The 20,774-nt window shown below is 73.1% G+C and carries 15 protein-coding genes; 5 read left to right on the top strand and 10 right to left on the bottom strand.

The genetic code is table 11. The annotated features are described in order from the left end of the window. Window positions 1-32 precede the first annotated feature (32 nt). From ACFFRH_RS32575 to ACFFRH_RS32560, 4 genes are all read right to left on the bottom strand, one after another. Entirely contained in the window at window positions 33-347 is a 315-nt protein-coding gene (locus tag ACFFRH_RS32575) for a YciI family protein (RefSeq protein WP_350977043.1), read from the bottom strand. A 130-nt stretch (window positions 348-477) separates the two neighbouring features. Further along, window positions 478-981: a flavin reductase family protein gene (locus ACFFRH_RS32570; protein ID WP_386161229.1), complete on the bottom strand. Its 504-nt coding sequence runs from the start codon at window positions 979-981 to the stop codon at window positions 478-480. Between the two features lie 9 nt (window positions 982-990). Continuing rightward, window positions 991-2,214 carry a styrene monooxygenase/indole monooxygenase family protein gene (locus ACFFRH_RS32565; RefSeq protein WP_386161228.1) on the bottom strand — a complete coding sequence of 408 codons (1,224 nt, stop codon included), beginning with the start codon at window positions 2,212-2,214 and terminating at the stop codon, window positions 991-993. A 252-nt stretch (window positions 2,215-2,466) separates the two neighbouring features. Beyond that, window positions 2,467-3,456 carry an AraC family transcriptional regulator gene (locus tag ACFFRH_RS32560; RefSeq protein ID WP_386161227.1) on the bottom strand — a complete coding sequence of 330 codons (990 nt, stop codon included), beginning with the start codon at window positions 3,454-3,456 and terminating at the stop codon, window positions 2,467-2,469. Between the two features lie 418 nt (window positions 3,457-3,874). On the opposite strand from ACFFRH_RS32560, the gene ACFFRH_RS32555 reads away from it, so the two are divergent. Then, a complete protein-coding gene (locus ACFFRH_RS32555; RefSeq protein WP_386161226.1) occupies window positions 3,875-4,840 on the top strand; it encodes a dienelactone hydrolase family protein in 966 nt (321 codons plus the stop codon). A gap of 272 nt (window positions 4,841-5,112) precedes the next feature. Here ACFFRH_RS32555 and ACFFRH_RS32550 read toward each other — a convergent pair whose 3' ends face one another. The 5 genes from ACFFRH_RS32550 to ACFFRH_RS32530 all read right to left on the bottom strand — a co-directional run bounded on the left by ACFFRH_RS32550 (window position 5,113) and on the right by ACFFRH_RS32530 (window position 13,049). Continuing rightward, the gene (locus ACFFRH_RS32550; RefSeq protein WP_386161225.1) at window positions 5,113-5,898 is read right to left on the bottom strand and encodes an SDR family NAD(P)-dependent oxidoreductase; all 786 of its coding nucleotides are present in this window, start codon (window positions 5,896-5,898) and stop codon (window positions 5,113-5,115) included. Window positions 5,899-5,964: 66 nt separating this feature from the next. After that, window positions 5,965-6,774, bottom strand: coding sequence for an alpha/beta hydrolase (locus ACFFRH_RS32545; protein ID WP_386161224.1), 810 nt, complete (start codon window positions 6,772-6,774; stop codon window positions 5,965-5,967). 25 nt (window positions 6,775-6,799) lie between these two features. Next, window positions 6,800-7,564, bottom strand: a complete 765-nt coding sequence (locus ACFFRH_RS32540) for an alpha/beta fold hydrolase (RefSeq protein ID WP_386161223.1) — start codon at window positions 7,562-7,564, stop codon at window positions 6,800-6,802. A 93-nt stretch (window positions 7,565-7,657) separates the two neighbouring features. Further along, window positions 7,658-10,642 carry a helix-turn-helix transcriptional regulator gene (locus ACFFRH_RS32535; RefSeq protein WP_386161222.1) on the bottom strand — a complete coding sequence of 995 codons (2,985 nt, stop codon included), beginning with the start codon at window positions 10,640-10,642 and terminating at the stop codon, window positions 7,658-7,660. A 115-nt stretch (window positions 10,643-10,757) separates the two neighbouring features. Beyond that, window positions 10,758-13,049 (bottom strand): helix-turn-helix domain-containing protein, encoded by a 2,292-nt coding sequence (locus tag ACFFRH_RS32530; protein ID WP_386161221.1) that lies wholly within the window; start codon window positions 13,047-13,049, stop codon window positions 10,758-10,760. A gap of 441 nt (window positions 13,050-13,490) precedes the next feature. Here ACFFRH_RS32530 and ACFFRH_RS32525 point away from each other — a divergent pair, with 441 nt between their 5' ends. After that, entirely contained in the window at window positions 13,491-14,588 is a 1,098-nt protein-coding gene (locus ACFFRH_RS32525; protein ID WP_386161220.1) for an alpha/beta fold hydrolase, read from the top strand. Window positions 14,589-14,737: 149 nt separating this feature from the next. Then, window positions 14,738-15,625 (top strand): alpha/beta fold hydrolase, encoded by an 888-nt coding sequence (locus tag ACFFRH_RS32520; protein ID WP_386161219.1) that lies wholly within the window; start codon window positions 14,738-14,740, stop codon window positions 15,623-15,625. A gap of 256 nt (window positions 15,626-15,881) precedes the next feature. Here ACFFRH_RS32520 and ACFFRH_RS32515 read toward each other — a convergent pair whose 3' ends face one another. Then, entirely contained in the window at window positions 15,882-18,056 is a 2,175-nt protein-coding gene (locus tag ACFFRH_RS32515) for an amylo-alpha-1,6-glucosidase (RefSeq protein ID WP_386161218.1), read from the bottom strand. 176 nt (window positions 18,057-18,232) lie between these two features. Between ACFFRH_RS32515 and ACFFRH_RS32510 the strand changes: the two genes are divergently transcribed. Both ACFFRH_RS32510 and ACFFRH_RS32505 read left to right on the top strand, forming a co-directional pair. Continuing rightward, complete coding sequence (locus ACFFRH_RS32510; RefSeq protein WP_386161217.1) at window positions 18,233-19,408, top strand: LacI family DNA-binding transcriptional regulator; 1,176 nt, start codon at window positions 18,233-18,235, stop codon at window positions 19,406-19,408. Between the two features lie 48 nt (window positions 19,409-19,456). Then, entirely contained in the window at window positions 19,457-20,728 is a 1,272-nt protein-coding gene (locus ACFFRH_RS32505; protein ID WP_386161216.1) for a sugar ABC transporter substrate-binding protein, read from the top strand. Window positions 20,729-20,774 lie beyond the last annotated feature (46 nt).

Here is a 20,774-nt window from a genome sequence, read left to right as displayed (position 1 = left end):
GGTCACGCCGTCCCCAGTCGTGCCGTTCCCGGTCACGACGGCAGGAGCGGCCGGATCTCGATCGAGCCGTACCCGGAGGCCGGGTGCTTCGAGGCGATCTCGATGGCCTCGTCGAGATCGGCGCACTCGATCATGCAGAACCCGCCCATCTGCTCCCTGGTCTCGGCGAACGGGCCGTCGGTGAGCAGGACCGCGTCGTCGCGCACCCGCACGGTCGTGGCGTCGGCCGGTGGCCGCAGCCCGGCGCCGCCCCGCAGCACCCCACGACGTTCCATCTCCTCCGACCATCCGCCGCAGCCGTCCTGGGCGTGGTCCGCCGCGGACTCGTCACCGCAGATCAACAGCATGTACTTCACGTGTCCTCCTCCTCGCGGCCCCTCGCGGTGCCACTACCACGGTGCCGCTCCCATGGTGCCGCCCTCGCGGTGCCGTTCCACCATCCCGACGAACGGGAGCACCGGAAAAGGACACCGCCGCTCAGGGGCCGCCGGTCTCGCAGAGCGCCATCTCGCGGTCCGGCGCGGAGAACGCCCGGTAGTTGCCCGAATGGAAGACCAGCGGCTCGCCCTCCTCATGCCGGAAGTGCTCGATCTCGCCGACGAAGATCAGGTGGTCGCCGCCGTCGTATGTGACCACCGCGCGGCAGGCGAAGTGGGCGACGGTCCCGGTGAGCACCGGCACCCCGCCCGGGGCGAGACGGGTCTCCACCCCGGCGAACTTGTCGGGCAGCGGCGTGGCGAACCGCCGCGACAGGTGCTCCTGGCCGGCGGCGAGGACGTTGACCGCGAACCGCCCGGCCTCGGCGAAGGCCGGAGCGCTGGGAGCCCGCCGGGACAGGCACCACAGGACCAGCGGCGGGTCGAGCGAGACGGAGGTGAAGGAGTTGACGGTCACGCCCAGCCGGTCACCCCGCGGGGTGGCGGCGGTGACCACCGCCACCCCGGTGGCGAACTGCCCGAGGGCGTCGCGCAGGGATCTCATGACGGCCCCTCACTTCCCGGCCCGCGCCAGGTACTCGGCCGCGCCGGCCGGGTCCAGGAACCAGCCGGCGTAGTCCGAGGGGTCGTCGAAGCCGTTGACGAAGCGGGAGGCCACCTCGGGCAGCCCGCCCGCGGCGCCCAGGATCTCCAGCACGTGCGGCGGCGGGGGCGCGAGGAGCGCGTTCGTCCAGGTGGTGGCGTGCCGGGCGTCCCGCCAGTAGCGCTCGAAGACCCGCTCCATCCACGCCGCGTCGTACGGCCGCTCGCCGCGCTCCAGGATGTCGGCCAGGTAGGAGGCCGCGCACTTGGCGGCGTTGTTGGAGCCCTGCCCGGTGATCGGGTCGTTGAGCACGACCACGTCCGCCACGCCCAGGACCCGGGCGCCCGACGGGAGCGTCGCCACCGGCCTGCGCACGACCGGGGTGAAGCGCCCGGACAGGACGCCGCCCTCGTCGGTGAGCTCGGCGCCCGCGGCGCGCTCGGCCTCCCACGGCAGGAAGGTCTCCAGCACGCGCCTGCTCATGGCCAGGTGCTCGGCGGGGGTGCCGACACCCGCCCAGCAGTCCATCGGCCCGCCGGGTACGCCCTCGAACACCATGATCTCGCAGGGGCCGGTGACGGTGAGCGCGGGGAACACGAAGTACTCGCCGACCCCGGGGACCACGTTGAAGCACACCGCGGAGTAGTCGGGCCGCGGCGCGAGGCCGTTGACGTAGGTGAGGGCGAGGGCCCGCTGCGGGGCGCGGTACGGCGAGCGCGACGCGTCCCGTTCGAAGAGCGAGGCGATCGGCCCCTTGCCCGCGGCGACCAGGACCAGGTCGTACTGGGCGGCGTAGTCCTCCAGGTCCTCCACGGTGGCGTCGTGGATGACGATCTTCCCGCCGAGCCGCTCCACCTCGGCCATCCAGGCGGGCATCTTCAACCGCTGGTCGACCGAGCGGGCGGGGGCGTCGAGCCTGGCGGCCCAGCGGATCGCCGGGTCGCCGTCGGGACCGGCCACCGCGAACTGGATCCCGTCGATCGGCGGGCAGCCGTCCGCCCACAGGTCCAGGCCGAGGTCACGCTCGTGACCGAGGGCGGTGCCGAACATGGCCTGGCTGGACATGACCCGGCCGCCACGGATGTCCTCCGGGGTCCGGTTGGAGACGACGGTGACGTCGTAGCCGTTCCGCAGCAGGCCGAGGGCGAGGTGGAGTCCCGCCTGACCGGCGCCGACGACGAGGATTCCGCGCATGGTGAGTGTCCTTTCGAGAAGAGTCCGAGAACCGGGGAGAGAGCCGAGAGCTTCGGGGAAGCCGTGAGGAGGCTTCGAGGAAGCGGGGAAACGATCGGGCGGCGCCTGGTGAAAAGGTACGACGGCCGCCACCGCCCGTGCCATCCGCTCAGCGCGGGTTCCATCCACCTGGCGCGAACCCTCCGTGGACCTTCCCGGGACCATCCCGAGGCCGGGGAGGACCGGCGGCGGGGCGCGTACGGCCGGGTGCCGTCAGTTGCCGCGCAGCGTCTGTGACGGCGCCTGGCCGTACCGCGCGCGGTAGAGGGCGGCGAAGCGCCCCTGGTGCGGGAAGCCCCAGTGGGCCGCCACGTTCGTCACGGTGCACCTGGCCGGATCACCGGCGGCCAGCTCGTCGTGCACCCTGCCCAGGCGCACGTCCCTGAGGTAGGTCATCGGGGTGAGCCCGAGATGGCGGCGGAAGCCCTCCTGGAGCGAGCGGCCGCTGACCGCGACGGCACGCGCGACGTCGTCGGTCGTGAGCGGCAGGTGGGCGTGGTCGTCGATGTACCGCATCGCCCAGCGCACCACCTTGGGCAGGGCGGGGGGCCGGGGGGCGGTCAGCCGCTCCAGGTAGTTGGACGGCTGCCCGGTGAGCAGGGAGGAGAGCATGGCGTTCTCCAGGTGGGCGATCGCCAGCGGCTGCGCGGCGAGCCCGTCGCCGTGCTCGGCCTCCCTCACGATCAGGTCGGCCATCGCCTTCCAGGCCCGCGCCCAGCCCGCGGTCATGTCCACGCCCAGGTCGAAGACGAGCGGGTGGGCCGGCCGCTCCCCGAGCATCCGCTCCAGGGCGTCCTCGACGACAGGCCGGTCGAATTTGACGATCAGCTGGGGGCAGCCCGCTCCCCAGCGCATGTCGAGGTGTTCCGAGGGCGACGGCAGGGACGCCAGGTCCGGCGTCGACACGATCTCCTGGCCGCCGCACCGGATCAGGCTGCGCCCGGCCAGCGGGATCTGCACCAGGAAGAAGGATTCGAGCTCCCCGGGCTCGATGTGGACGTCCGCCCCGTAGTCCAGGTAGTTCACCCGCACGCTGCCCAGCCGGACCGAGTTGAGCCGTGCGGCGAGCCGGGAGGCGTCACCGGCGAGCTCCAGCCGGTGGGGACAGAACACCCGGGCCACCAGCTCGCGGGCCTCGTCGAGGTCCGCGGTGTCGAAGACCGGCCTGTTACCGAGCGGGACCGGTCCTCGCATCTCGCCCATCGGCACTCCAACCCTCTGCCCGTACGTCCCCGCACGTGCCGTCGCATGCGTAAGGCGACGCGAGATCGCGCACGCCGATCCCCACATGATCCACCGGCCGGACCCGGCCGACTATGGAGAAATACGCAAAGCCGCCGGGGACCGTGTCCAATAGCGGACAGGCCGCGCGGCCGAAACGCGCCGACGTGCACACGGGCGCGAAGCCCGCACTCTCGGCAGCGGGTCTTCGCCGTCCGCTTCCCACGTGCTCGTCCTGTGCGCCCTTCCCGTGTGCCTGTCCCGTGGCGCCTAGGGGGACACGGAGCCCGCGCGGGTCACCGTCGAGAGGCCCCGTCGGGGGCGGCACGTGGCCCGGCTTTCGGAAGGCGCGTGGCCCGGCTTTGCCGTGGCTTTCATCCGCCGGTCCTACCGTGTGCTGGTGACGTCTTTTCACCGGTACCTCGCGGAAGAGGTCGCGGTCGACCACGCGGAAGGGCTCATCCCCCGGCGCGAGGCGCTGCACCGCCTCGCCCTTCTCGGGCTGGCGCCGCCCGCCGCCGGCGCGCTGCTCGCGGCCTGGAACACCGGCACCGAGAGCGCGACCGCGTCGGCCGCCACGGGACCCGGCGCCGGTACCGGCACGAGGCCCGGTACCGGATCCGGTACGGCGACGGCGTCCGCCGCGCCACCGAATGGCGCCTCGCCCGCCGGACCCTCGCCCCTGCCGACCGAGGAGATCATCTTCTCCGGCACCGAGAGCGGCGTCACCCTCAGGGGTGCCTGGGCGGCGCCCGCGCAACCTCGGGGCGCGGTGCTCGTCATCCACGAGAACCGCGGGCTCACCGATCACATCCGGTCGGTCGCCGGGCGCCTGGCGGCCGACGGCTACTGCGCGCTCGCCGTCGACCTGCTCTCCCGCGAGGGCGGGACCTCCTCCTTCGAGCAACCGGCGCAGGCCACCGCGGCGCTGGGCGCCATCTCCCCCGAGCGCCTCGCGTCGGACATGAAGGCCGCCCTGGGTGAGCTGGAGCGAGGCGCCCCCGGCAAGAGGCTCGGCGTCACCGGTTTCTGTTTCGGCGGCGCGATGACCTGGCTGCTGCTCGCCTCCGACGAGCCGCGCCTGTCGGCGGCCGTCCCGTTCTACGGCCCGCTTCCCGACGACGCCGACCTCTCCGGGTCGAGGGCCGCCGTCCTCGCGATCTACGCCGAGCGGGACGGCCGGGTCAACGCCACCCGCGACGAGGCCAGGACCGCCCTGGAACGGGCGGGCCTGGAACACGAGATCGTGACGTTTCCCGGCGTCGACCACGCCTTCTTCAACGACACCGGCCCGCGGTACGACGCCGGCGCCGCCGCCGAGGCGTACCGGCGCACCCTGGACTGGTTCGGCCGCCACCTGGCCTGACCCGCGTCCCCCGAGCTCTGGGGTTCGCACGTGGCCGTGGACTCGCGGGCGCGTACGCGGTCCGGGACGAACCACATCCGCCTCGCCCACGGCCCCGGCGGGGCGCTTCGGGGACTCGGGACGAACCGAGTCCCCGAAGCGCCCGACGAGGCGATCGCCACCGGCGATGTACGCGGAATCTGTGACCTGTTCGGCCTCACCGTCGAGGCCGAACAGGTCACACGGAGCGATCCGGTCAGGCGAGGGGCGGAGGCGGTCCTGAAGGCGGGGGTTCACAGGGTCTTGGTGAGTCCTCCGTCGATGACGAAGTCGGTTCCGGTGACGTTCCCCGCCCGGTCGCCGGACAGGAGCAGTACGAGGTCGGCGATCTCGTACGGGTGGGTGAACCTGCCGGTCTCGGCCTGGGCGGCGGTCCGCTCGGCCACCGCTCGCGGGTCGGCGCCGCTCGCGCGGGCAACGGTCGCGGCGACGCCCTCGTCGCCGAGCCACAGGTCCGTGGTGACCGGGCCGGGACTGATGGTGTTGACCCGGATGCCGTGGGACCCGACCTCCTTCGACAGGGCTTTGGAGAAATTGGTCAGGGCGGCTTTGGCGGCGCTGTAGTCGATCACTGCCGGGTCGGGCAGGAAGGCGTTGACCGAGCTGATCGTGACGATGTTGCCGTGCCCGGCCGCGAGCATGGCCGGCAGCGCGGCGCGGGTGGTGCGTATCGCCGCCATCAGGTTGAGCGTCAGGCTGTGCAGCCATTGTTCGTCGGTGACGTTCAGGAACCCGGTCAGGCGCGGCGCGACCGCGCCGACGTTGTTGACCAGGATGTCGAGGCGTCCGTGTGCCAGCGCGGCGGCGACGAGGTGGGCCGGGCCCTCGGTGGTGGCGAGATCGACCTCGACCGCCCGCACGCTTCCCCTTCGCTCCAGTTCCTTCAGTTCGGGTGTGCTTCGGCGTGATCCGGCGACGACATGGACCCCCTCCTCCACCAGGGCCTGGGTGATGGCCAGTCCGATCCCCTTGCTCGCGCCGGTCACCACGGCGACCTTGCCCCGCAGTTTCAAGTCCATGACATCCCTTTCCGTGGCACCGTCCACAGCGTTGACCGGTGATGGCGGTCAACGCCGCGGATGCCTTCAGCGCGCCCGCAGGTCGTTCCTGGCGAGCCAGGCCAGGCAGGCGTCGGCGACCTCACGCCAGCCGTGGTCGATGGTCAGGGAGTGGCCGCGGTCGGGGAACTCCTGGAAGTCGGTGATCGCGGTGGAGTCCCGGTACTGCTTGAGGGTCGCCTTGGTGACGGTCTCGGGGACGGTGTGGTCCTTGCCGCCGGCGATCAGGAGCAGCGGTCCCCGGGTGTTGTTGCCGGTGTCGACCTTGGCGGGTGAGTGGGGGGAGAAGTTGGCGGCGGCGGCCTCGAACAGCGGCTTGCCCGGCGCGGGGATGGTCCAGCGTTCGTACAGTTCGGCGGCCTCCTGCGCCGGGATGGCGTTGCCGAACGCGTAGGTGAACTGGTCGAGGGTGAGGGAGACGGCCCGGTGCTTGTTGGCCGGGTTCTTGAACACCGGCAGGGTCGAGCGCAGCGCCGACAGCGGCAGCGGCAGCACCCCCTTGATCTGTGCGGCGTCGATCGCGATCGCGGCTCTGGCCAGGTCCTGCCCGAGCAGCTTTTCGGCGATCATGCCGCCGAAGGAGTGGCCGATCAGGATCGGCTTGACGTCCAGGGCGTTGATGATCTCCGTGTAGTGGGCGACGACGTCGTCGATGCCGTGGTCGGCGATGCCGTCGGGGTTTTTCCTGGACAGTTCGACGCTTTCGCCGTCGCCCGGCCAGCCGGGGGCCGTCGCGTCGTAACCGGCGGTCGTGAACAGCTCGGTCCAGGAGGACCAGGAGGTGGCGTGCAGCCACAGGCCGTGGAGGAAGATGACGGGAATGGTCGGTTCGGTCATTGGTCGCTCCTTGGGAACATGACTGTCATGCCGGATGGGTGTGCCCGACCGCCTGGGTCGCGGTGGCGGCGGTGCGGATGTGGCCGGTCACGGCTGCCGGTCGCGACAGCGCGACCGCGTGTGAGGCGTCGACCTCGATGGTGTCGGCCCCGGCGCGCCGGGCCATGAAACACTGCGCGGCGGGGTGGATCGCCTGGTCGGCGGTCGCCACGACGTACCAGGACGGCAGGGTCTTCCAGCTCGCGGCCGGAGAGCTCTCCTCGAACGCCACCGCCGCGATGGGGCGCTGCGCGGCGGCCGCCACCGAGGTGAGGCGCTCGGGCAGGTCGGCGGCGAACACCGCGGGGAACCGGTCGTTCTTGAGGTACAGCTCCACGGCCTCCTGCCCGTCGCCCGTGCGGAAGACGGCCGGCCGCAGCGCCGGGCCCAGCAGGCTGTCGGGGAAGCGGCCGGTGACGTCCAGCACGCTCTCCCCCGCCTCCAGGGCGAAAGCGGCCACGTAGACCAGCCCGACCACGTTGTCCAGCTGGTCCGCGGCCCGGGTGATGACCACACCGCCGTAGGAGTGACCCACCAGCAGGACCGGGCCGTCGATCGCGGCGACGACGCCGGCGAGGTAGGCGGCGTCGGTGGCCGATCCGCGCAGCGGGTTGGCCACCGCGGTCACGGGGATCCCGGAGTCCTGGAGCCCGGCGATCACGCCCGCCCAGCTCGACGCGTCCGTGAAGGCGCCGTGGACCAGCACGACGGTCGGCGTGCTGCCGTTCTTGAAGGATCTCCCTGTGGTCATGGCCTCACCGTAGAAAGCCCTCCGCGCGCCTCGCGAGCGTCACATGACTGTGTCACCGAGTGTCACCGGCCGTCACCGTTCGAAGCGGCGAGGTCAGGCCGACACGCGCAGGGCCGTGCTCAACGCCGATCGCGAGGTGATCCCCAGCTTGGGGAAGATCCTGTAGAGGTGGGAGCCGACGGTTCGATGGGACAGGTAGAGCTTCTCGCCGATCTCCCGGTTCGTCAGGCCGTCGGCCGCCATCTGGGCGATCTGGAGTTCCTGCGCGGTCAGCACGTCGCGCGCCTCGCTGCTGCGACTGCGGCTGCTCTCGCCGGAGGCCCGCAGCTCCTGGCGCGCCCGCTCACTCCAGGGGATCACCCCCAGGGCGTCGAACGTCTCGCGAGCCATGCGCAGGGGCGCCCGCGACTCGGCCGTACGCCGCTGGCGCCGCAGCCATTCCCCGTACGCCAGCTGCACCCGGGCCCGCACGAAGGGCCATCGCCGCAGGTCGGCCCCGAGCGCGGCGTCGAAGAAGGGCTCTGCCGCCGCCTCGTCGGCCAGAACGGCCCGGGCGTAGCGCAGGTCGGCGTGCAAGGACGGCGACGGTGTGGTGCGCGCCACGGCCTCCAGTTCCTCGATGATGCCGGCGACCGCGTGGCTCTGGCCGCTGTGCACCGCGGCGTCCGCGAGCTCGGCGACGGAGAACCAGCGGAGCGCCAGGTGGAAGGCCGGATCGGCGGGGTCGTGCATCCGCCGCAGATGGTCGAAGGCGTCGGCGTACCGTCCCTCGCCCAGCGCGGCGAGCCCGCGCGCGAGCTGCACCGTGGCCAGCACGGGGCGGGCTCCGACGGGCAGGGCCACCTGCTCGGCCACCACCGCGAGGCTCTCCACGCGATCCTGCTCGCCGCGTAGCGCGGCGATCACCGCGCCCGAGGCCTGGGCGATGGCGTGCATCAGCGGCTGGGACGTCTCGTGCGCCAGGCGGGCGGCCTCCTCGGCCGCGGGAATGGCCACGCTCAGGTCGGCGAGCCGGGCCGCGCTCCACGCCTGCGCCCCGAGGTCTCGTGCCAGGAGGCTGAGCCGGCCCTGCGCGCGCAGGGCCGGCAGCGACGCGGCGCAGAACTCCTCCGACAGGTCGAAGGCCCCCACCATCAACGCCGGACTGCCGAGCAGCCGGGCCGCCGACCGGCCGCCGGCCGGGTGGGCGGCCAGACGGCGTAATCGCTCGATCACGACCCCGCCACGCTCGATCGGAGCCGCGAACGCCAGGACCGTCAGCAGCCGCCCGTCCAGGTCGTCGACGGGCAGGCCCTCGGCCACGGTGACGACACGTTGCCGCGACCGCTCGTCGGCGTGAGTCCAGAAACAGCGCAGGGACGCGCTGGACAGGAGTTTCAGCGCGAGATCGACGTCTCCCCGCGCCGCCATGCCCTCGGCGAGGTCGGCCAGTGAGTGCGCCGCCGCGCTGCCGTCACGGATGCCGTCCTCGAAGCTCTCGCGGATCCACACGACACGGGCCCGTTGCCGGGCCGACAGCCCCAGCCGCTCGCCTTCGCCCAGCAGCCGCACGACGATGTCGCGCCGTCCCAACTCGGCCGCGTACTCGGCGGCCCGCACCAGCCGTTCACACCGGTGGGCGGGATTCTCACTGAGCCGGACCGCGTGCTCCAGCGCCGCGACGGCCGACAACAGGTCGCCCCGGCGTCGCACGTTCCTCGCCGTGTTCTCCAGCTCGACGGCGATGCTCTCGTCCGGCCTGGGGGTGGACGCCGCGCGGTGCCAGAGGCGGCGGTCCGGCCGGCCGGTGAGGACGTCGGCCAGGGCGGCGTGCACCGCGTGCCGCTGGGAGATGCTCGCCCCCTGGTAGATCGCCGAGCGCATGAGCGGGTGCCGGAACGACACCCCGGCTTCGTGCACGTCGACCAGCCGTACGGTGACAGCGGGAGCCAGGTCGTCCGCCGTGACCGGTACGGCGGTGATCAGCGCGGTGGCGTCGAGGATCTCGGAGAGGGCGGTGCTGTCGTTGAGCGCGGCCACCAGCAGCATGGTCCGGAGGGTCGGCGGCAACCCCGACAGGCGGGCGGTGAAGGTCTGTTCCAGCCGGGTGGTCAGCGGGAGCCACCCCGGCGGCAGTGGCCCCTTCCCGTGCACCGTTTCCGAGGCGATCGGCAGCTCGACGAGGGCCAGGGGGTTTCCCGCGGCCTCCCGCAGCAGCCGGGTGCGCGTCGCCGGCGCCAGGGTGGGGCTGCAGACGTCCAGCAGGGCGGTCGCGGCGGTGTCGTCGAGCCGATCGAGGAGCAACTCCTGCAGCCCCGCCCTGTCGAGGGGGCTCTGGAAACCGTCGCGTATCGCGGCCAGCAGCACGATCGGTTCGGAGTCCAGCCGCCGCGCGACGAAGGCGAGCACGTCGGCGCTGGCACGGTCCAGCCAGTGAGCGTCCTCGACGAGGAGCAGGACGGGCGAGCGGGCGGCGGCCTCGCCCAGGAGGTTCAGCGCCGCCAGGGCGATGAGGAACGGGTCCGGCACCCGGCCGCCGGTCAGCCCGAACGCCGCCTCCAGCGCGCCGCGCTGCGGGGCGGGCAGTTCCCCGATCTCGGCACGAAGCGGAAGCAGCACCTGGTGCAGACCGGCGAAGGGCATGTGCGTCTCCGATTCCACACCCACCGTCCGCAGGATCCGCATGCCACGCGCGGCCGCGACCCCGGCCGTGTCCAGCAGCAGGGCCGACTTCCCGATTCCCGCCTCGCCGCGCACCAGCATCGCCCCGCCGCCCGTGCGAACGCCGTCCACGAAGTCACCGAGACGTCGCTGTTCGGACTCCCGCCCGAAAAGTGCTCTCACTGGCTGGTCCGCCGACATATGAAGCCATGGTCGCTCGCGCTCGGGGTCCCGGCCGGCGAACTCCGGGGAGGAGCGGACCGGTGAGCCGGGGTCACCTCCGGATCCGCTGACGGCCCGCCTCCGGCCGGGCCGGCCCTGCGCCGCGGCGGAATCCGAGGGTGCGGCGTTCCCGCGGCCGGATGTCGCGCCCTCTCCGGGGGTGGGGGTGAGGAGGGTGCCGCCGTGCACGAGCACGATGTTCCCGGTGGTGGTCATGGTCGGCTCCCGCGGCTGGACGGACAGGCCCGGCGCCTGTCCCGGTGTTCTCCATCCAAGTCGCGCGAGCCCGGCCCGGCCACGCAGAACAGGACGCAGAAGTAGGCCCGAGCCGTCAGGCGTCCGCCAGGTCGCGGCAGCGGCGGCTCGCCTCGGCGTCGCCGACGGCCTCGTACACCTCGGCCGCCCGCGCGTAGGCGTGACGGCTCTCGCCGGTCCGGTCCTCCTCGGCCAGCAGGGCCGCCAGCGTCTCCAGGGAACGGGCCTGCGGGACGGGCAACTGGACCCGCTCCATGAGGCCGATCGCCTCGGTGAGCTTGACGACCGCCTCGGCCCGGTTGCCGAGCAGTGCCAGGCACTCTCCGACGCGGGCCAGCGCGATCGGCCGGACGATCGCCGCGACGCTCGGCGTCACCCCCGGCCGGTCGTCGTCCAGCAGGGCCAGCAGGTCGAGGTAGCGTTCCATCGCCTCGGCGTGGTGCCCGGCGTCGCGAAGGCAGGTGGCGAGCGCGCCGAGACAGTGACAGTACCGGTCGATGTCGCCGTTGGTCTTGTGTATCGCCGCCGCCCGGGTCTCCGACGCGATGGCCTCGTCGAGCCGTCCGAGCCGCCGGAGCGCGCCCCCCGCGTGGTGGTGGGCGAGGGCGATCTGCGTCGTGGCACCGCTGCGGGTGGCGAGGTCCATCGCCTGGGCCGTGTGGAGCAGCGTGGTCTCCGGGTCGTCTCGCGACATCAGATGGACCCAGGCCAGCATGTTCAGGTTCTCGGCCTGCCGGGCCGGATCGTCCAGGGCGGCGGCGGCCTCGACCCCGAGGGTGAAGACCTCGTACCAGTGCGGCGCGTGCATCCACCGGTCGGAGAACCAGTCCATCGACTCGGTGCAGTCGAGGACGACGGCGAACCGGCCGGTGCCCGCCGCGTGGCGCAACGCGCCCAGCCAGTTGTCCGCGTTCACGCGCAGCCAGCGGTCGGCCTCCTCCGCGGAGGACAGCTCGGCGGCATCGGGGGCGGCGTGGCCGGGATCGCCGTACCCGGGCTCGAACCACCGCCCGGCGGTGGTGGCCGTCCGCAACAACCACGACGTCATCGCCACGGTGAGCGCGTCGCGCTCGGCCGCGGACTCCTCCTGCTGGAGCCGGTCACGGGCGAACAGCCGGACCAGGTCGTGAAAGCGGTAGCGGCCCGAGGTGCTGTCGTGCAGCAGGCCGAGATCGACGAGTTCGTCGAGGGCGTCCCACGCCTCCCCGATCGACGTCCCGCCCGCCACGGCGGCCAGGGCGGCGTCGAAGGTGCGGCCCGGCACCAGGGCGAGCCGCCGGAAGACCCGCCGCGTCGAGGCCGCCAGCTGCTCGTAGGACAGCCCGAACGCGGTGGCGACCTTGAGATCGCCGGCACTGAGCTGCTCCAGGCGACGCTCCTCGTCCGCGAGCCGGGCGGCCAGGTCGGCGGCGTTCCAGCCAGGCCGGCTGACCAGCCGGTTTCCGGCGATCCGCAGTGCGAGGGGCAGACCGCCGCACAACCGCGCGAGCCCCCCGACAGCCGGCCCGTCGTCCGAGGCGCCGCGCTCTTTCAAGATGCCGGTCAGCAACTCGGTGGCCTCCGCCGGAGGCAGGGGCCCGAGAGCGAGCCTGCGCACCCCTTCCAGACCGGCGAGCAACCGGCGGCTGGTCACCAGGGCCCTGCCCGCGCCCCCACCCGGCAGCAGCGGCCGGACCTGCTCCTCGAAGGCGGCGTTGTCGAGCACGACCAGCACGCGCCGTACCCGCAGCAGGGACCGGTACAACGACGCGCACCCGGCGACGTCGCCGGGGATCTGCTGATCCGCGACCCCCAGGGCACGCAGCAACAGGCCCAGGGCCTCGTCGGCGGGCAGGGGATGGGCGGACATGCCGAACAGGTCGAGGAAGAACACCCCGCCGGGAAAGTCCGGCCGCAGGGCGTGGGCGGCGCGGACGGCCAGCGTGGTCTTGCCCAGCCCGGCCGAACCGGTGATGAGCCCCACCCCCGCGGCCCCCGGCGCGTCCCCGGCGCGCAGGAGCTCACCGGTCCAGGCCAGCCCCGCGGCCCGGCCGGTGAAGTCCTCGACGGAGCGCGGCAGCTCGCACAGCCCGCTCGGCCGGGCCCAGCGATCGCGCAGCCGCCCCTCGCGCGCCAGCTCGACCAGCTGCCTGCGATCGGCGTCGGCCAGGCCGAGGGCGTCGGCCAGCGCGGTGACGGTCCGATGCTGGGGGCCCTTGCTACGTCCGCGTTCCATGTCCGACAGCGTCCGGGCGCTGACCCCCGAGACCTCGGCGAGCCGCTCCAGGGTCAGACGCGCCGCGCGCCGATGACGACGCAGCACCTCCGCGAAGCCGGCCGGGGTGGAAATCGGGTGCTCCTTCTTCGCGGGCTGATGGAGATCACCCAAAGCTTACGGGGAAGACCCGGGACAGCGGCCTTGACCATCGATCTGCCGTCGCGTCCGCCTCCTGTTGTCAGCGCCGGGCGCCCGGGTCATGAAAGCGTCCGGCCTGGTCGATCACCGCCTGGACGGCACGGGCGCCGCGCGGGGCGTCGAGCGTGGGGAACCCGTGGACGACAGGACCCGCGGTCAGGTGGTGCTCGGTGACGCAGTCACGTGGCGCTCGGTGACGCAGTCAGGTGACGCTCGCGCGGCAAGCGAGCCGGTTTCTACGGTTTGCCCCATGAACACCCGGTGCTCCAGCGCTTCTTGAGCCGCGGTGCCGGGGCTCCCGGCAAACCGCGGGCGACGCCCCGGTCCGCCGTGGAGGGACCGGCGAGCCGGACCGCGCGGCCGGTGTGTTCAGCAGGCCACGACCCTCGCCCGCCTCGAAAAGGGGAACGTCTTGTGAAACCGATCCATCTCACCCTTGTCCCGAAGACCCGCGGCCGCTTCGTCATGCCGATCGCGGTGATCGGGATGCTCGCCTGCCTCGCCCCCGCCGCCTCCGCCGCATCCACCGCCCCCGCCGCCTCCGCACCGGCCGCACCGGCTCCCCTGGCACCCATGGCCGCCATCGCTCCCATGGCCGCCGGCACGGCCGTCGCCTCCGGGACGCCGTCGGAGACCGGCGCCGAGCCGCGCGTCCCGGCGGGTTTCCGCGAGCGGAGAGTCCAGGTCGGCGACGTCGCGATCAACTACGTGCGCGGTGGACACGGGCCGACGCTGGTGCTGCTGCACGGGTATCCGCAGACCTGGTACACCTGGCGCGAAGTCCTGCCCGAGCTCGCCAAGCACTACACGGTCATCGCGCCGGACCTACGCGGAGCGGGCAAGAGCGACGCACCCGCCGGCGGCTACGACAAGAAGACCCTCGCCGCCGACGTGCACGGCCTGTTGACCGAGCTCGGCCTCCAGCGGCACATCAGGCTCGTGGGACACGACATCGGCACGATGGTCGCCTACGCCTACGCCGCCGCCCACCGCCGCGACGTCACCAAGCTGGTGCTCAGCGAGGCGCCCATCCCCGACCGGGACCTCTACACCTTCCCCGCCCTCACCGCGAAGGGGCCGGGCTTCTGGAACTTCGGCTACTTCAGCCTCACCAACGGCCTGCCCGAACGCATGGTGAACGGCAGGGAGGAGCAGTGGGTGGAGCGTTTCGTCGACTCCCTCGAAGTCAGGAAGAACGGCGTCAGCGACAGACAGGTCCGCGAGTACGCGCGCTGGCTGCGCGACGACGCGCACCTGCGGGCGAGTTTCGAATGGTTCCGCGCCCTCCCCCGGGACGTCGCCGACAACCGCGCGTACGGCGCGAGGAAGCTCACCATGCCCGTGCTCGCCATCGGCGCCCGCGGCAGCCTCGGTGACTTCGTCCCCGCCCAGGTCCGCCGGTACGCCGGCCGCGTGACCGGGATCGTCGTCGAGGACTCCGGTCACTGGATCTTCGAGGAACACCCTGGACAGCTCACCCGCACCCTTCTGCGCTTCCTCAAGAAGAACTGACCCGACGCCGAGACAGGAGCAGCCACATGGACAGGAGACGTCCACCCCGATCCGGGGACACGCGGAACCCCTTCTGGTTCCTCGGCGGCCGACGGTTCGAGCTTCCCGCCGACTCGCTGACACCTTCACCGCCACCAAGGAGATCCGCCATGTCCGCGCACGTGTCCCCGCAGACCTCTCCGTTCTCCCGGCCGGGAATCCGAACCCCGCTGCCCGTGACGCCGGCCGTGCTGGCCGTGCTGGCCGTACTGGTCATGCTGGCCGCGCTGGTCCCGGCCATTCCCTCGTCGGCCGCAGCCTCCGGCGCGGCGAGCCGGTACACGGCCAAACCCACCGTGGTGCTCGTCCACGGCGCGTTCGCCGACGCCTCCAGCTGGAACACGGTCGTCGCCCGGCTCCAGGGGGCCGGCTACCCGGTGATCGCCCCCGCCAACCCCCTGCGCGACCTGGCGGGCGATTCGGCCTACCTGTCGAGCATCGTCTCCAGCATCGACGGACCGGTCATCCTGGTCGGCCACTCCTACGGCGGAGCGGTCATCTCCAACGCCGCCACCGGCCACCCCAACGTCAAGGCGCTGGTCTTCGTCGCCGCGTTCGCCCCCGAGGAGGCCGAGTCGGCGCTCGACCTGACCGGCAGGTTCCCCGGCAGCCGGCTGCCCACCAGCCTGGTCACCCGCGAGTACCCGCTGCCCGGCGGTGACACCGGCACCGACGCCTACATCGCCCCCGCCGCGTTCCGCGCCGCCTTCGCCGCCGACCTGCCCGCCCGCGACACCGCGCTGATGGCCGCCACCCAGCGCCCGGCCGCCCTGGCCGCGCTCGGCTCCCCGAGCGGAGCGCCCGCCTGGAAGACCGTCCCCTCCTGGTACCTGGTCGCCGGCGCCGACCAGGCCATCCCGCCCGCGGCCCAGCGGTTCATGGCCAGGCGCGCCGGCGCGCGCACCAGCGAGGTCGGGGAAGCCTCACACGTGATCATGATCTCCCGGCCTGACGCCACCACCGCCGTCATCACGGCGGCGGCCCGCGCCACCCGCTGACCCCACGACACCCGCCGGTCCGGAATCGCGGCAGGCGCGATCCCCGCGCCTGCCGCGATTCCGGCCCCGGCCGCCCCGGGCGCTCACCCGCGGGCCCGCCCGGATCGTGACCCCGCCCCCCACCGGGCCCTTCGAACCGCTCCGCCCGTCCCGCGTTCGCCGGGCAGCCGCACCTTCCGATTCGCCGGGTACGGTCCGGCGGGCAACGCCTGGGCGATCTTCGCCGGCCACTCCGGCGGGGCTCAGCTCGCCCGGTTCATGTGGAGGCCCGCTCGGTGGAGATCCCTGCGGGCAGGCCGGTCACAACGACCTCTCCCCCCCGGTCGACGGCCGCGCTCACCTCCGCCCCGGCGACCCGCAGGCCGCGTACGGAGACCGCGCCCAGGGGGGCGCCGGCGAGCGGGCGCAGCAGCAGCCGGCCCCCGGGCACGTCGGGGTAGAGGCCGAGGGCCGCGTGCACGACGGTCACCGCGGCGGCGGCGGACCACGCCTGCGGGCGGCAGGCGGCGGGGTAGGGCACCGGCCGCCCGAGCGCCGCGCGGTCGTCGCCGCCGTACAGCTCCGGCAGCCGGTAGCCGAACGTCTCGCCGGCCGCGAGCAGCCCCTCGGCCAGGGTCGCCGCGTGCGTGGCGAACCCGGCGCGGGCCAGCCCGGCGACCACGATCGCCGTGTCGTGCGCCCAGATCGACCCGCAGTGGTAGGACAGCGGGCTGAAGCCGCCCGCGTCCGCCGACATCGTCCGCAGGCCGAAGCCACCGGCCATCTCCGGGGAGACGAGGAGGTCGGCGATCCGGGCCTCCTCGGCCGCGGTGAGCAGGCCGGTGCCGAGCAGGTGCCCGATGTTGCTGGTCAGCGCGTCGACCGGGCGCTTGTCCCGGTCCAGGGCGAGGGCGGGGAAGCGCCCCCGCGGCCCGTCCACCCAGAACCGGGCCCGGAAGCGCTCGGCCAGCGCCGCGGCGTGCTCGCGCCAGCGGGCCGCGCCGGGGAGGCCGAACGCCTCCAGCAGGTCGGCGCCCTGCCGGGCCGCCTGGTGGGCGTAACCCTGCACCTCGACCAGGGCGATCGGCGGCTGGGCCCGGCGGCCGTCGTGGAAGCGCAGCGCGTCGCCGGAGTCCTTCCAGCCCTGGTTGGCCAGGCCCCGGCCGCTGGTGTCGACGTACTCGACGAAACCGTCCCCGTCGGGGTCGGCGGGCCCGCCGAGCCAGCCGAGGGCGGCCTCCAGGTGGGGCAGCAGCGCGGCGATCTCACCGGCGGGAGCGCCCCAGCGCCAGGCGTCGTGCAGCAGGCCGATCCACAGCGGAGTGGCGTCGATCGTGCCGTAGTAGGCGGCGGGCAGGTACAGGTTGTTGCCCTCGACCGCGAAGTCGTGGCGGCGCAGCTCGTGCATGATCTTCCCGGGGGCCTCGCCGGAGCCGGGGTCGATCTTGGTTCCCTGTCTGCGGGCCAGTACCCGCAGGGTGCCCATGGCCAGTTCCGTGCCGAGCGGCAGCAGCATGCGGGCGGCCCAGATGCTGTCGCGGCCGAAGAGGGTAAGGAACCAGGGCACTCCCGCGCCGAGGAAGGCGTCGCCGGGGGCGGCGGTCTCGGCCAGCCGCAGCGAGCGCAGGTCGTCCATGGACTGCTCGAAGAGCCTGCCCAGCCGGTGGTCGGTGGTGACGACCCGGGGCTCCCCCTCCCCCACCGCCCACTCGGCGGGGCGGTCGGGCGCGGTCACCACGGCCTGCGGGTCGCGCACCTCCACCCGCCAGGACAAGGTGACCCGGCCGCGGGGCGCCAGCTCGACCGGCCAGCGCAGGAAACCCGTGCGCCCGTACCCAGTGGACTCAGCGGACCCGGTGACCTCGGTGGGCTCGGTGGCCTCGGCCCGCGCGCCCGTACCGGTCACCGCGACCCGGACGCCGCCGGAGCGCCAGGAGATCTCACCGGGCGCGGTGCGCTCCGGCGCCGCCTCGGCGGTGTCGCCGCCGGATTTGACCACCTCGATGGGGGCGAAGTCGCAGCCCACCTCCAGGCTCACGACGGCGGTGACGGGAACGGTCGCGCTGGAGACGATCTCGACACGTTCTTCCATGCCACCCGGCACGACCTGCCGGAACCGCTCGATCCGTACAGTGGGATCGGGGACGGGATCACCCAGCCAGCGGGCCAGCGTGACGAACCTGGTGGCCCCCGGCCCCTGCGGGGCGTGACCGACGGCCTCGGGCTCGCGGCCGTCGATCGTCAGGGTGGCCTGCGACAGGGCGCGGGAGTCGGCGTGGAACACGCCCTGGACACCGGCCGGGCGGATCTGCCCGTCGCCGCCGCTCAGCGCGACGGTCGGCGCCAGCACGGTGCTGACGAGGTCGTGCAGCAGGGGCTGGAGGCGGTGGGCCGCGGTGGAACCGGCCACCGTGACCGCCTGGGGGGTGGGGGATGAGGCGTCGTCGAGCACGACTTACTCCCTGAGATCGTGTCGAGCCGGTGACGTCTTGACAGACGACGGCCGGGGGGTGCAAATTGCGAAACACTCTCTTTACTTGAACGATCCAACCATTACGCTCCGTTTACTTGAACGATCCAATCATGCCCCATATCCCTTTGAACGTTCAAACCCCCAGAAAGGTACAAATGGCCACGAAGGTGACGATCACTGACGTCGCACGCCGTGCCGGGGTGTCGCGTCAGACGGTGTCGAACGTGCTCAACAGCCCCGAGCTGGTCCGCGAGGAGACTCGCGACCGGGTGCGGGAGGCCATCGGGACACTCGGCTACCGGGCCAGCCAGGCCGCGCGGCAGATGCGGACCGGCCGCTCACGACTGATCGCCACGCGCATCGAGCCGGATCGGGACGGGATCAACGGCTCGGTGCTGGACCGGTTCCTGCACGGGCTCACCGCCTCGGCGGCCCGTGCCGGGTACCGCATCCTGCTGTACGCGGCGGGTGACGAGCGCTCGGAGATCGACACCTTCGACGACCTGGTCGGGAGCCACGAGCCCGACGCCTTCGTCCTCACCAGCACCTACCACGGCGACGGCCGCCCCGCGTGGCTGCGCGAGCGGCGGCTGCCGTTCGTCACGTTCGGACGGCCATGGGGAGATACGGGAGAGCCGGATGCCTCCGGCGATCCGGGGCACCCCTGGGTCGACGTGGACGGCGCGGCGGGCACCGCGGCGGCCACCCGTCACCTGCTCGACGCGGGCCACCGGCGGATCGGGTTCCTCGGCTGGCCACCGGGCTCCGGCGTGGGCGACGACCGCAGGTCCGGCTGGGCCAGGACCCTCACCGGCGCCGGGATCGACCCGGCCGGGCTGGACCAGGCCACCGACGACGGGGTGGCCGACGGCGAGAAGGCGGCCCGCGACCTGCTGCGCGCCGAGCGGCCGATCACCGCGCTGGTCTGCGCCAGCGACTCGCTCGCCCTGGGCGCGCTGCACGCCGTCCGCTCCCTCACGGCCTCGGGACAGCTGACCGCCTCGGGGCGCCTCACGGCCGAGGGGCGTCTCACGGTCGGGGGACAGGCCGGTGGCGAGGAGGGCCTGCCGGTCCGCGTGATCGGCTTCGACGACACGCCGGTGGCGAAGGCGGTGGGGCTCAGCAGCGTCAGCCAGCCACTCGCCGAGGCCGCGGCCGGCTGCGTCGGCCTGCTCACCCGGCTGTTCGACCCGCCCTCCCCCGGCGGTCCCGGTGAATCCGGTGGCCCCGGCGGACCCGGCGGACCTGGTGGCCCCTTCGCCTCCGAGGCCGGTGGGCCTCGCACGCACGTACTGCTCCAGCCGTCCCTGGTCCTGCGGCAGTCGTCATGACCGCCTGACCTCCTTCAGATCACCCCCCGGGAAGATTGGAAAACCACGATGAAACAGCCGACCAAGCAGCACAGCCTCCGTACCGCGGCGCTCGCCGCGCTCGCCGTGGGCACCCTGGCGACCTCGGCCGCCTGCGGCAGCGGCTTCGACGACTCCGCCGGCCAGAGCTCCGCCCCGCAGAGCAGCGGGCCCGCCAGCCTGCAGGTGCTCATCGGCTCCTCCGGCGACGCGGAGACGAACGCGCTGCGCGCCGCCGCCCAGACGTGGTCGGCGTCCTCGGGCAGCACCGCGACGATCACCCCCGCCCAGGACCTGACCCAGCAGCTCGGCCAGGCGTTCGCCGGGAGCAACCCGCCGGACGTGTTCTACGTCGACGCCGCGCGCTTCGCCGACTACGCGAGCGTCGGGGCGCTGGAGCCGTACGCGGACAAGATCTCCGACTCCGCCGACTTCTACCCCGGCCTGCGCGAGACGTTCACCCACGACGGCACCTTCTACTGCGTGCCCAAGGACTTCTCCACCCTGGCGCTGATCGTCAACGACGACCTGTGGAAGAAGGCCGGGCTCACCGACGCCGACGTGCCGACCACCTGGGAGCAGCTCACCTCGGTCTCCAGGAAGCTCAAGGAGAAGGCGCCGGACGTCGCCCCGCTGGTCATCGGCGACACCCGCGACCGGGTCGGCGCGTTCATGGTGGAGGCCGGCGGCTGGATCGTGAGCCCCGACGGCAAGAAGGCGACCGCCGACAGCCCGGAGAACGTCGCGGGACTGAGCTACGTGCAGGGACTGCTGAAGGAGAAGCTCGCCCGGTTCCCCAAGCAGGTGGACGCGGGCTGGGGCGGCGAGGCGTTCGGCAAGGCCAAGGCCGCGATGACCATCGAGGGCAACTGGATCAAGGGCGCGATGAAGGCCGACTACCCGGACGTCAAGTACAGCGCCCACGAGCTGCCGGCCGGGCCCAAGGGCAAGGGCACCCTGTCCTTCACCACCTGCTGGGGCATCGCCGCCAAGAGCAGGTACAAGGAGCAGGCGATCGCCTTCGTCGAGGCGATGACCAAGGCCGACCAGCAGATGGCCTTCGCCAAGGCGTTCGGCGTGATGCCCTCGCGCCAGTCGGCCAAGGACGCCTTCACCCAGGCCTTCCCCGAGGACGCGCCGTTCGTCGACAGCGCCGAGTACGCCCAGGGGCCGGTCAACGCCGCCAAGATGGACAGCGTCCTCGCCGACTTCGACACCGCGATCCAGCAGCTGCCCGCCGGTGACCCCGAGAAGATCCTGGCGAACCTGCAGAAGAACACCCAGGCCGCGCTCGGCAACTGAGCCAGCCCGGCGCGCGGTCCCCGGGACGTCCCGGGGACCGCGCGCC

Source organism: Streptosporangium vulgare (assembly GCF_042428775.1).
In the GTDB taxonomy this organism is placed as follows: Bacteria; Actinomycetota; Actinomycetes; order Streptosporangiales; family Streptosporangiaceae; genus Streptosporangium; species Streptosporangium vulgare.
The sequence above is the reverse complement of the archived record's forward strand: the minus strand, read 5'-3'. Positions and strand labels throughout refer to the sequence as shown.